We start from the raw sequence: 12,170 nt of genomic DNA, 5'->3' as shown, positions 1-12,170 counted from the left end.
CCGCGGCCTAGTCGGCCCAGCTCACTCCCCGCGACCCCGCCTCGATCTCGCCCAGTCGCCATGCGCGTTCCCCGGCCGCCGTGAGTCTTGCGGTGACCTCGGCGACGGAACGCGCCTCGCAGATCAGAATCAGCCCGATGCCCAGATTGAACGTGTGCCGCAGCTCGGATTCGTCGATGCTTCCGGCGCTCGCGAGCCACCCGAACACCGCCGGGCGCGGCCACGCGTCCGATCGAATCCGTGCGGCGCACCCGGTTGGCAACACGCGCACCAGATTCCCAGCGATGCCTCCTCCGGTGATGTGCGCGAGTGCGTGGATCGCCGTGTCGTCGAGCAGCGGCTCGACCGCGCGCCCGTACCATCGATGCGGCGCGAGCAACGAATCGGCGAGCGATTCCCCGTCACCGCCCGGGAGGCGGGCGTCGAGACTCGCACCGGTTCGTTCGAGCACGCGGCGGGCCAGCGAGAATCCGTTCGTGTGCAGCCCTTCGGCACCGAGTCCGATCAGCACGTCGCCGGGCGTGACGGCACTGCCGTCTCGCAATCGACGGCCGTCGACCTCTCCGATCATGCAACCCGCCACGTCGATGACGCCCGGCAGATAGGTGTCGGGCATCTGGGCGGTCTCGCCACCCAGGAGCGCCGCGCCGACCTCGGAGCACGCGCGGGCCATGCCGCGGACCGCCGCCTCGACGCGCGCAGCGTCGAGCCGCGCCTGTGCGAGGTAGTCCAGGAACGCAAGCGGCCGCGCCCCGTGCGCCAGCAGATCGTCCGCGCAGTGGTAGACCAGATCCGCGCAGGCGTCCTCGAGCCGGCCCGCGGCGAGCGCCAGATGCAGCTTGGTGCCGACCCCGTCCATGGTCGCCGCCATCCAGCGATCGCCCGCCGGCCACCGCATCACTCCGGCGAATCCGCCCGGAATCGGGTGCACCGCCGGGCCCCAGGTCGAGCGAATGCATTCGCCGATGGTGCGCTTGACCGCGTCGCCCGCCGCGACGTCGACGCCCGCCTCGTCGTAGCGCATGTCAGGCGCTCGCGCGACCCGCGCGCACCCGCAGCGCCAGCAGCTCCTCGCTGCTGGGGCTCGGAATCAGCGAGAAGCGTCCCTGACCCCACAGCCGCACCAGGCAGCGCACCGCGTCGGAGTCGAACTGCGTTCCGGAACCCCGCTCCAGCTCGCGGATCGCCATGATCGGATCGAGCGCTCGCCGATAGGGCCGATCCGAAGTCATCGCGTCGAACGCGTCGGCGACGTTGAGGATGCGAGCCGGCACCGGTATTTCGGGGGTCGTGAGTCCGATCGGATAGCCGGCGCCGTCGGGACGCTCGTGATGCTTGGCCACGATCTCCGCGGCACGCCGCAGGGTGCGCACCTTGCGAACGATCGAGGCGCCCGCATGCGGATGCCCCTGCATGGTGCGCTGCTCTTCAGCGGACAGCCGCCCGGACTTCTGCAGGATGTGCTGATGCTGCGGCCCGATCTTGCCCAGATCGTGCACCAGCGCCGCACACTCCAGGTCCTCGAGATCGCGCTCGGCGAGCCCGAACGCGCGCCCGAGCCGCATCGAATAGTGCGAGACCCGCACCGAGTGCTGTCGCGTGTAGGGATCCACCTCGTCGAGCACCTCGGACAGGGCGCGCACGAAGTCCTTGAGATCGGAGCGCAGTTCGACCCAGCGGCGAAACGAGCGATAGGCGAGCGCCGAGGGCAATCCGACCAGCACCAGCGCCCACACTCCGACCTCGCGATAGACCGCGGCCAGCAGGACTCCCGAGACCAGCAGCATGACGTGGTGTCCGGCGCTGGTGCGAAGGGTGCGGCGCCAGATCGTGAGCGGCGACGTGCCATCCTCCAGCGCGAGAGCGCTCGCGACGATCATCGTGGTCGTGAGCCCATGGGCCGCCGCCGCGGCCAGGCCGCCCGCGAAGTCCGTCAGGTGATCGAGGCGCGGCGCCTGGACGTCGAGCAGTTGCAGCACCGTGGCGCCGGCCGCGGCGGCGAGTGCGGCGATCGAGAGATTCAGCCCGACGCGCAGCAGCGGACGACGACGCCACACACCCTGCACCACCACGATCGCGAGCGCCAGCGGCCACGCCGCGGCGGCTGGACCGCCGATCATCAGCAGCCCGATCGCGACCAGTGCGGCGGGCGAGAATCGACCTCCCCCGGGCAACGCGATGGCGCTCGCCTCGGCGAGTGTCGCGAGCAGGAATCCCACGATCAGGAGGCTCGGGTCGCTCGCGTTCAGGGCGGGGAACCACCACGCCAGCAGTGCGGACCCCGCGAGGAACACGGCGGCATGGAACAGCAGGTAGAGGGTGCGCGAGGCGCGGGTCACGGGACGTCCCTATCACCATTGCGGGAGAAACGGACCGGCATCCAGAGGGAGTTCCTACGTTCAGAAGTTCAGCGTCTCAATGGCGACTTACCAGCCGCCCTTGCCGAGGAACGTGATAATGACCTTGACCACGTCGTCCATGCGTTCCCACCTCCTTTATGAGGCATCTCTGCGGGACTCTAACCCGACAGGTGGGTCCGCTACGCTTCTGAACTCGCTCCGCTTCCTCCTATGTGGATGCCGGTCTCAAGACGTATTCGGTCGGCTCTTTGGTTCGCAGTTCACCGAGCAACCGATTGAGCGCCGAGAGAGTGGCGAGAACCACCGACTGATGCAAGTCCTTCCCGATCGGGCAGGTGCCGAGCAACAGTCGCTCTTCGCGGCCGGTCACGAGCGACACTCCGACCAGCACGACGCGTGAGCCGGAAATTTTGACGAAGCCGACCTCCCGCACCACCAGCGCGAGCTCGTCGGCGAGGAACTCCTGAACCGCGGACAGCGTCGCCTGTGCGACGAGCTGATGGGCCCCATCACGGGTGCTCCACCCGGAAGCGCTACCCATGCGTGGAATTCCCTTCCACCGCAGCTCGACCTGCGCCTGGGCACGTGGCCCCGAGACGTAGAGATTCACTCCGACGAAGCGGACGCGCCCGTCGCTCCCGGCGCGTGGCGTCATCACCGAGGGACGCGGCGCCGAGCCCTCATCCGGCAGGGATGCCGACGAGGACGCCTCGGTGGCGACCGCAGGCGCGGGTTCTTCGGGTGTCAGATAGGCGACCGAGACCACGCGGTGATCGATGCGGCGCCGAAAGCGTGCGGCGAGCACCGACTGGATGTCGCGCACAATCTGTTTCGCGGCTCGCGTCGAGCGCGTGGTGACGTGGATCTCGCGCACGTCTTCATCGTCGGCGAATACCCGCGCCTCGTAAACGTCCTTGATCGATCGGAGCGCCACTTCGGCCTGGGCGATCCAGGACTCACTGGTTTCGAGGGACACGAGGGGGTCTCCAAGGGGGCGGGGTCGCGTTCGCAAAAAAGTGTAGCACAGCCCCTGGAGCCGCCGATCAACTCTCGTTCGTGAACAGTGGCTCGAGGGTGAAATGCACCATTCGATGCAGCGATTCCACCCGGCTCGTGATCTCGTCAGGCCCCGCACTCACGAGTCGCTCGGGACTGAAAGCTTCGATGGCCAGCGATGCCATGGCCGCTCCCACCGCGAGGGCCTGGCGCAGCGCATCTCCGTCGGTGCGCCCGCTACGCGCCAGCCAGCCGATGAAGCCTCCCGCAAACGAGTCGCCGGCCCCGGTCGGATCCCACAGACCGCTCACCGGGTAGGCCGGAGTGATGAACATCTCCTTGCGCGAGCGGTAGAGCGCACCGTGTTCACCCTTCTTCACGATCACCGCCCGGGCGCCCTCATCTAGCAGCTTTCCGGCGGCCCGCACCAGCTGGGTCTCGCCCGACAGCGCGCGCGCTTCCTCTTCGTTGAGAAGTGCCACGTCGACGCGGCGCAGCACTTCGATCACACGGTCCGGCTTGCGTGCGATCCAGTAGTTCATGGTGTCTGAGAGGATCAGCCGCGGCGACTCCATCTGGCCCAGCACTTCGAGCTGCAGATCCGGATCGATGTTGGCGAGGAACACGAACGGCGACTCGCGATGAGCCGGCTCGAGCCGGGGGTGAAAGGTGGAGAACACGTTGAGCTGGGTTTCGAGTGTGTGCGCATGACCGAGCTCCGCGGCGTATTCCCCGCGCCACCGGAAGGTTCGGCCCGGCGCGGTTTCGAGCCCGCTCAGATCGATGCCGCGACTCTGGAATCGCTCCCGATGCGCGACCGGGAAGTCATCGCCGACCACCGCGACGATCCGCACCGGGGCGAAGTGACTGGCCGAGAAAGCGAAATACGATGCGGAACCGCCGAGCGCGTCCTCGACCATTCCGAATGGCGTGCGGATCGAATCCAGTGCGACCGATCCGACCACCGCGATATCGCTCGGAACCCGACTCGGGGGCTTCATGCATCCTCCGCTTCGGCGCGTGCCATGCGATCGGGTGCCGTGACGCCGAGCAGCGCAAGCCCGTTCGCGAGCACACGGCGAGTGGCTTCGCACACCGCCAGCCGCTGCGCGGTCAGCACGCGATCGTCGGACACCACGCGACAGTGATGATAGAAACGATGGAACTCGGCCGCGGTCTCGTGCAGATAGGTCGGAATCCGGTGCGGCTCGCGCGTCGCGGCCGCGCCCCGAACCACCTCGGGGAACGCCGCGAGCTTACGTAGCAGCGTACGCTCTTCGGCCGCGAGCTCGACCGTCACGGGAGCCGGCCCGGCCTCGAGCGCCGGCATCGCATGCCCGCGTTCGTCGGCGAAGCGCAGCAGCGATGCGATGCGCGCATGGGCGTACTGAACGTAATAGGCCGGGTTCTCGTCGTTCTGCTGCTTCGCGAGATCCAGATCGAAGTCGAGGTGGGCGCTGGTCGATCGCATCAGGAAGAAGAACTTGGCGCAGTCCGCACCCACGTCGTCCATGAGGTCGCGCAAGGTGACGAACTCGCCGGCGCGCTTGCTCATCTTGACCGGCTGCCCGGCCGCCAGGAGGTTGACCTGTTGAACGATCAGCACCTCGAGGAAATCCGGAGCGAGACCGAGCGCCTGCAGTGATGCCTTCATGCGCGGGATGTAGCCGTGATGGTCCGGCCCCCACAGATCGATGGCGTGCCGGAAGCCGCGGGCATGCTTGTCGCGGTGATACGCGATATCCGGCAGCAGGTAGGTCGTGGCGCCGCTGCTCTTGACCACCACTCGGTCCTGGTCGTCGCCGAACCCGGAGCTGCGGACGAACGTCGCGTCGCCCCGCTCTTCCACTTCCTCGTCGGCCTCGTGGCCACGTTCCGCGCTGCCGGCTTCGGACTGGCGCGCCCGGTAGATCATGCCGCGCGCCTCCAGGGCCGAGAGCGTGTCGGCGACCGCTCCCGATCGATGCAGCTCGGTCTCGCGAAACCAGCGCGCGAACTCGGCGCCGTAGTCCGAGAGGTCGCGCTGTTGCCATGCCAGCATGTGGGTCAGCGCCTGATCGCGGAACCACGACGAGCCGTTGGTCGCCGCAAGTGCGGCGCGCGCCGGTGCTTCGGGCAGCTGCGCCGCCAGCTCGCGCACGTACTCACCCTGGTAGCCCTGTTCCGGAAGCGGCCGCTCGACGCCGATGCGCTCTGCGAAGCGTGAGGCGAGCGATTCACCCAGCAGCTCGACCTGATTGCCCGCGTCATTGACGTAGAACTCACCGACCGCGGCGTGGCCCGTCGCGTTCAGCAGACGCACCAGCGTCGCGCCGACTGCCGCCGCACGCGCGCTCACCACGTTCAACGGACCGGTCGGATTGGCACTCACGTATTCCACGATCACCGTTTCGCCGGCACCGAAACGGCTGGTGCCGAACTGTTCGGCCTCGCGACGGATGTGTGCGGCCAGCGACGCCACGAACGATTCGGAGTATCGGAAGTTCAGGAATCCCGGTCCCGCGACCTCGGGGGTGGCGAAGATCGCTGCATCGACTGGAAAGCCGCCCGCCAGTTGCTCGGCGATCGCGCGCGGTGGACGGCCGACCTCACGCGCGAGTCCCAGCGCGAGATTGGTGGTCCAGTCTCCGTGCGAGGGATCGCGCGGAATCGCGAGCTCGAGCCGGTCGAGCCGCCCGGGTTCCTCGAGACCCGTGACGCGCAAGGCCTCGCGCAGCCCCTCAGTCAGCGTCGTCCAGACCAAGCTCTACCTTTCGCGCGTCCCCCCACAGCCGTTCGAGCAAGTAGTACTCGCGGGTCTGTTCGTGGAAGACGTGAACGACGAGATCGACGTAGTCGAGCAGCACCCAGCGCCGGCCCTCGCGCCCCTCGATGTGCCACGGCTTGAGTCCGGCGTCGCGCAACTTGTCTTCGACCGCCTCGGCGATCGCCTTGACCTGCACCTCGCTCGATGCGGAACAGATGAAGAACAGATCCGCGACGCCATCGAGCTCTCGCAGGTCGAGTGCGACCAGGTCCTGCGCTTTCTTCGCACGAGCCGCCTCGACGGCGATCGCGAGGGCACGCGCGGAATCGAGACGCTTGGCGGGACGGGGGCGGGTTGGCACGTTCGGCGCGGGTCGCGACTCAGTGATCGCGGTGGATTGCGTAGTCGACCGCTCGATCGAGTGCCTCGCGCACCGAACCGCGACGCTCGTTCGCCAGCAGCGCACGGGACTCGTCCGCAAGTGTCTGCGCGCGGGCCCGCGCATACTCGAAACCGCCGGATCGTGCGATCAGCTCGCGCAGCCGGCTCCACTGTCCCGGCGTCCACTTGCGACGCTGTGCAAGTCGCTTGAGCTCACGACGGTCCCTTTCCGTCGCGCCTCGCAGTGCCGCGATCAGCGGCAGCGTCACCTTTCCGTCGGCGAGATCCGCACCAACCGGCTTACCGGTCACCTCGGGATCGCTCAAGTAGTCGAACAGGTCGTCGACGATCTGGAACGCGACGCCGACCTTCTCTCCGAACCGGCGATAGCGCTTCCGGCGCGTCATGTCGCGGCCGCCGCCATTGAGTCCGGCGCCGATTTCGGTCGACGCGCCGATCAGCGAACCCGTCTTGGCCCGCACCAGTTCTTCATACTGTTCCTCGGTGACGGTGACATCGTGGGCGTACTGGAACTCGAGTGCCTCTCCACACGACATCTCGGTGACCACGCGCGCCAGCACCTGCATCGCGGCATCCTGCTTGTTCTCGACCAGCGTCTTCATGGCCGAGGCGTAGAGATAGTCGCCCATGATGATCGCCATCTCGTCGGTCCACAGTCCGTTCACGGTCGGGACCCCGCGGCGCAGCCCGCTGCGGTCGACCGAATCGTCGTGGATCAGCGCGGCCGCGTGCACCATCTCGACCACGGTCGCGCAGACCACCGCGTCGCGGCCCGCGTGACCGCGCAATTTGGCGGTCAGGAGCAGCATGGTGGGGCGGAATTTCTTGCCGCGGGTGGCGAGGACGTGTCCGCCGACTTCGTTCAGGATCGGGATCGGGGTGCGGAAGAGCTTCCGGAGATGGGTTTGCACCCGCTCCAGCTCGCGCCGCACCGGTTTCTGGACCGCCGACATTGAAATCAAAGATCACGTCGCAGAGTCCTGAGGGACCCCGCACCTCCTGTCCGATCGTGCAGGTTACGGGCGTGATTTCGTGAGTGTCAAGCGCGTGCCGCGCGTCGCGCACGCAACATCGCGAGGAGTTGCTCGCGCGTATTGAGCTCCGGCTGCTCCAGCACCGCCTCGAGCACTGCGACGAGTGCTTCGCCGACCCGCGGCCCCGGCGCGAGCTCGAGTTCGCGCATCACATCCGCGCCGTCGATCGCGAGATCGGAGATTGCGAGCGCGTGCGAGGCGTCCAGCTGCGTTTGAATGCGCGCTCGAAGCGCCTCGAGTGCGATCGGAAAACCGTGTCCGACGCCGGTCGCGAGCGCATCGGCGAGTCGAAGATCGAACAGGTCCGCGACGTTTTCGATGCCGACGCGGCGCAGCCACCGCCGCAACGCCGCATCCGATGCGCTCGCCGTCAACTCGAACATGTGCTCGCGCACCAGCAGCACGATCGCACTCCGCTCGTGACTCGGGAACCGCAGTCGTTCGAGCACTCGATCCGCCCGTTCGGCACCGATCGAGGCGTGGCCGTGGAAGGATGCCGCGCCTTCGGGACCCTCGCGCGTCTCGGGCTTGCCGAGATCGTGCAGCAGCGCCGCCCATCGCACGCGAGGCTTGTCGCGCGGTGCGGCATCGCACGCCCGCAGCGAGTGTTCGAACACGTCGAATGCGTGGTGCCGGTTCTGCGTCACCCCTCGACAGCGCGCCAGCTCCGGAATCCACAGGTCGAGCAGCCGCGCGCTGGAGAGCAGCTCGAAGGCCCGTGAGGGCCGCGGTGCGACCAGCGTTCGCATCAGCTCGTCTCGCACCCGCTCCGGCGACACCGCCTCGAAGCGCACCCCGCTGCGTTCGCGGCTCGCGACGTGGACGGCGTCCCACAGCGCGTCGTCGGGTTCCATCTCGAGGGTGGCGCGAAACCGTGCCACCCGCAGCGGTCGCAGTGCATCCTCGCGGAATCGATCGAGCGGGTCGCCGACCGCGCGCAGCGTGCGGCGTTCGAGATCGCTCGCACCGTCATGCGGATCCAGCAATTCGTCCGCGATCGGATCCCAGTACAACGCGTTCACGGTCAGGTCGCGGCGATCGAGGTCGACCTGAGGGTCGAGCGTGAAGGACACCGAGTCCGGGCGGCGCGCGTCCCCGTAGGTGCCCTCGCGACGAAAGGTCGTGCACTCCAGAGCGGTCGAACCGAGCCACACGGTCACGGTTCCGTGGCGCAGCCCGGTGTCCACGACGCGCTCGAATCGCGCCCGCACTTCCTCGGGCCGCAGCGCACATGCGACATCGAGCGGACCGGTCGACTCGCGACCGAGCAGCCGATCCCGTACCGTCCCCCCCACGAATCCTGCGGCGCCGCCGGCCTGCAATCGCAGCAGCGCCTCCCGCGCATCCGCCGGCCACGTCACCGCCTCGAGTCGGCGAGCCGCACGAAGACGCGCTGCTTCGGCCGATCCCAGGCGGAACCCTTCGAACCACCTCGCGAGTACGCGATGCATATTCTCCACCGGTCGATCGTTTCGGGTCTGATGCTGGGTGCGACTCTGATCATGGCGCGACCCGGCGCGTCGGCACCCCGGTCGGACTTCGAGTACCCGCTCGCCATCGAGACGTCACGGCTCGCGCCGGACTCCCTCTCGCATGATGCGATGGAATTCGCCGCCGACGCGAGCGTTCCGCCGGAGACGCCGCATCCTTCGCACGCGTTCGGGATTCGAGCGGACCGCTGGCAGCACGCCTCGCTGTCGTTCGCGCTTGCCGCTGGAGCGGGCGCGTTCGGGGCCCCGCCCGCTGCGGCGTTCGGGATCTCGTTCGGATTCGGAGCGGCCAAGGAATGCATCGACCGCGGCGGCTCGGGCTTCGACCCGCTCGACCTGGCGGCCGATCTCGGCGGCGCGCTGCTCGGGGCACTGCTGGTGCGAGCGCTGAGCGACTAGCCGGTCGCTCGCGTCACTCCTCGAGACCGATCGGTCCCTTGATCGGCCCGCCATCGCCGGTCGGCCCTTCGTCGCTCCTCTGCGTCAGCAGATACGTCACGCTTCCGACCGCGAGCCCGAGCGCGAAAAGCCCGGTGCGATACCAGTCCGTGCGGCGAGTCGAAATGCGCTGCACGTCCCCGAACGACAGGGCATGCCAGTCGTACAACTCGATCGGAGCGTCCGCTTCGCGACGGCGAAACCCGGTGAGCGAGTCGGCGCTGAAACGCACCACGTCGAACTCATAGCGCAGGCTGTCGAGCGTGAGAACCTGAACGTCACGTCGCTCGGCACTGACCGCGAACTGCTCGCGCGGAACTTCACGCAGCGAGGTACAACCTCCCAGCAATGCAGCCACTAGCAGGACCGGCGCACCGAGGCGCCGCGTACGCAACATCATGTGGTTTCGCTCCTCTATCCGCCGGTTTCGAAGCGCCGCAAGCATACCGCAGCACTGACCTGGACCGCATCCGAAACTCGAGGAGGAAGGGGCTGTCGCGGAGGCTCAGGTCCAGAGCAATACCCGCCCGCACCCGGGACACAGGGGCGGATCGAGATCGGCGGCGGCACGACTCCGTGCGGTCGCCGGCAGGCGCACGTAGCAGCCCGTGCAGGTGTGCCCGCGCACGGCCGCCATGCCGCGACCATAGCGTGCACGGGCGCGTTCGTAGGGCATCAGCCAGCGCGGTTCGATGGCGGCGGCGAGTTGGGCGCGCATGCCGGTGAGGCGTTCTACGCCGTCGATCGGCAGGCCGAGTCGCTTGAGCCGCCGACGGCCGGCGGGCGCGGCATACTCCTGCACCAGCAGGTCCAGGTCGTGAAGCACGGCCAGGCTGGGCCCACCCTCGGCGACGCCTTCGATTTCGCCCTCGCTCACGCTCCCGCTTCCTTCATGAGCGCCGCGGCGGATTCCGCAGTCGTCGCTTCGAGCAGTTTTTGACGGGGTCGCTGCTGCCGCACCAGCGCGGCCACTCGCGCGAGCCAGCCGTGCCAGGACTCCTCCGCCATCTCGGCGGGCGCCAGTGCGAGCATCACCAGCCGCACCTGACCGTCCGGCTCGCTCGACCAGTCGAGCGCGCGCGCCGCGCGTCCGCCGACCAGCGTGGGACGCGTCACGAGCAGCGAACGCAGAGCAGGGAATGCGGCTCCCTTGCCGAGCAAGCTGGGAGCGATCCGTTCGCGAATCCGCAGGGTCTCGAGCAGAGGCCCGATCGACCGAACGCTGCCGACCCGGTGAGCGAGAGTGACCAGCTCGCCGAGTACGAGATCGCGACGCCGCCAGTGCAACTCGAGGATGAAGAGCGGGAGGTCTGGAATCGCCGGGGCTGCAAGGACCGTCATTTGGACATCGCCTTCACGGGCGCAACATAGCAGACCAGACCCTCAACGCTCAGACCTTTCGCAGCCTCCCCTCGTGCAACCAGCTTTCGCCTCGGACCTGGAGCCATCGCCCGACCGCGAATGCGACCCCAACTCCAATCAGAGAGCCGGCTACCACGTCGGACAGAAAGTGTCGGTTGAGGTAGATCCGAGAGCCGGCAATCAGCACCGCGACCACGAACGCGGGCCACGCCGCTCGTCGCCATCGAGCCGCGACGACCCATGCGACCGCGAACGCGTTGGCGGCATGGCTCGAAGGAAAGGATGAGTTCCGCCGCTTCGAGTCCCCGTCGGGTCGCGTGCGCCCGACCGTGTACTTGGTCGCCTCGACCACGAGATTGACCGGCAACAGCACGGTAATCGCATGGCGAGCGATGACCGGGCCCGCGGGACCGCCGAACAATGCGACTCCCAACAGCACGACCATCACATTTTCGGGTCGCCCGATGCGCGTCGCACCCTGCATCGCGGGCTCCATCCATGGCTCGCGCGAGGCCTGAGCCCAGCGCTGGAACGCCAAGTCCAGTTGCTCGATAGGGGTCAGCATGCTTCCGATCAACAGGACCAGGATTGCGATTCGGTTCATACGCCTCTCACGGTTTTCCGGGTCTCGAAGGCAGGACTGGAATCAAGTTGCCGGGAGCCACCAGTCCACGCGTGCCGCGAGTGACCTCGACCACCACCTGATCGGTCTGACGTCCGACGACTCGAACCACCTGCCCGGGCTCGAGCACCAACCCTTCGCCGCCGAGGGCGAGGCTGGTCGTGATCACCGCCTCGTGACGCGAGGTACGAGCTGCGATCTCGAGTGACGACTCGAGGCCCGCCACGACCGCGAGGACCGCGACGATCCAGGCGCCACGTCGCGGCCACCACAGTCCGGCGGTAAGCCCGAGCACCAGCGCAAGCAGTGACCACTCGAGCCGACGGACCGGAGCACCGAGCCAACCCACGCCGAGCAGTCCTCCCGCCTCGCGGACGCGCGACTCGAGCTCCGCGAGCCCGGGGTCGCGCGCATCGAGCAGGTGGCCGCGAATCACCCACACCGCGCCCTCGCCGACCGCGTCGAGCTGCAACGCGGCCCAGCCGAGTCGTGCCGCCAGCGCCGGGTGCCGCAGCCCCTCATCCCAGGCGCGCCTCCAGCTGACGCGTGCCGGCTCCAGGTCGCCGCGCCGCGCCGCGCTGTCGCCGAGCCGCACGAAGCGCGCGACCTCGGGCGGAGTGCTGACGAAGCCGAGTTGCCACGCGAGGGCCACCCCCGCCACCAGCGCCGCCCCTGCCGCGATGCGGAGCGCGAGACGCGGTGGCGGGGGTGGCCCTCGCG

General features: G+C 68.3%; 13 protein-coding genes. 1 reads left to right on the top strand and 12 read right to left on the bottom strand.

All coding sequences use genetic code 11. The features are described 5' to 3' along the window. Positions 1-7 precede the first annotated feature (7 nt). From HOP12_07680 to HOP12_07650, 7 genes are all read right to left on the bottom strand, one after another. Positions 8-1,024, bottom strand: a complete 1,017-nt coding sequence (locus HOP12_07680) for a phosphoribosylformylglycinamidine cyclo-ligase (protein ID NOT34034.1) — start codon at positions 1,022-1,024, stop codon at positions 8-10. Between the two features lies 1 nt (position 1,025). Continuing rightward, complete coding sequence (locus HOP12_07675; protein ID NOT34033.1) at positions 1,026-2,339, bottom strand: HD-GYP domain-containing protein; 1,314 nt, start codon at positions 2,337-2,339, stop codon at positions 1,026-1,028. A 229-nt stretch (positions 2,340-2,568) separates the two neighbouring features. Then, entirely contained in the window at positions 2,569-3,336 is a 768-nt protein-coding gene (locus HOP12_07670; protein NOT34032.1) for a hypothetical protein, read from the bottom strand. Between the two features lie 67 nt (positions 3,337-3,403). Then, positions 3,404-4,357 carry a sugar kinase gene (locus HOP12_07665; protein ID NOT34031.1) on the bottom strand — a complete coding sequence of 318 codons (954 nt, stop codon included), beginning with the start codon at positions 4,355-4,357 and terminating at the stop codon, positions 3,404-3,406. Then, positions 4,354-6,099, bottom strand: a complete 1,746-nt coding sequence (argS, locus tag HOP12_07660) for an arginine--tRNA ligase (GenBank protein NOT34030.1) — start codon at positions 6,097-6,099, stop codon at positions 4,354-4,356. The genes HOP12_07665 and argS overlap by 4 nt, the downstream gene beginning before the upstream one ends. Then, complete coding sequence (rsfS, locus tag HOP12_07655) at positions 6,077-6,607, bottom strand: ribosome silencing factor (GenBank protein ID NOT34029.1); 531 nt, start codon at positions 6,605-6,607, stop codon at positions 6,077-6,079. Before rsfS ends, argS begins: the two co-directional genes overlap by 23 nt. Before the next feature lie 936 nt (positions 6,608-7,543). Continuing rightward, positions 7,544-8,989, bottom strand: a complete 1,446-nt coding sequence (locus HOP12_07650; GenBank protein ID NOT34028.1) for a CCA tRNA nucleotidyltransferase — start codon at positions 8,987-8,989, stop codon at positions 7,544-7,546. On the opposite strand from HOP12_07650, the gene HOP12_07645 reads away from it, so the two are divergent. Then, entirely contained in the window at positions 8,984-9,427 is a 444-nt protein-coding gene (locus HOP12_07645; GenBank protein NOT34027.1) for a hypothetical protein, read from the top strand. The two genes, HOP12_07650 and HOP12_07645, sit on opposite strands and share 6 nt — an antisense overlap. Before the next feature lie 13 nt (positions 9,428-9,440). Here HOP12_07645 and HOP12_07640 read toward each other — a convergent pair whose 3' ends face one another. From HOP12_07640 to HOP12_07620, 5 genes are all read right to left on the bottom strand, one after another. Continuing rightward, positions 9,441-9,866, bottom strand: a complete 426-nt coding sequence (locus HOP12_07640; protein ID NOT34026.1) for a hypothetical protein — start codon at positions 9,864-9,866, stop codon at positions 9,441-9,443. A 105-nt stretch (positions 9,867-9,971) separates the two neighbouring features. Then, positions 9,972-10,343, bottom strand: coding sequence for a hypothetical protein (locus HOP12_07635; protein NOT34025.1), 372 nt, complete (start codon positions 10,341-10,343; stop codon positions 9,972-9,974). Beyond that, positions 10,340-10,807 carry a PTS transporter subunit EIIA gene (locus HOP12_07630; GenBank protein ID NOT34024.1) on the bottom strand — a complete coding sequence of 156 codons (468 nt, stop codon included), beginning with the start codon at positions 10,805-10,807 and terminating at the stop codon, positions 10,340-10,342. Before HOP12_07630 ends, HOP12_07635 begins: the two co-directional genes overlap by 4 nt. A 49-nt stretch (positions 10,808-10,856) precedes the next feature. Continuing rightward, positions 10,857-11,432, bottom strand: a complete 576-nt coding sequence (locus HOP12_07625; GenBank protein ID NOT34023.1) for a phosphatase PAP2 family protein — start codon at positions 11,430-11,432, stop codon at positions 10,857-10,859. 7 nt (positions 11,433-11,439) lie between these two features. Continuing rightward, complete coding sequence (locus tag HOP12_07620) at positions 11,440-12,111, bottom strand: hypothetical protein (protein NOT34022.1); 672 nt, start codon at positions 12,109-12,111, stop codon at positions 11,440-11,442. Positions 12,112-12,170 lie beyond the last annotated feature (59 nt).

The sequence above is a fragment of the Candidatus Eisenbacteria bacterium genome, assembly GCA_013140805.1.
Lineage (GTDB): Bacteria > Eisenbacteria > RBG-16-71-46 > RBG-16-71-46 > RBG-16-71-46 > JABFRW01.
This window is presented reverse-complemented; position numbering and strand designations above follow the sequence as displayed.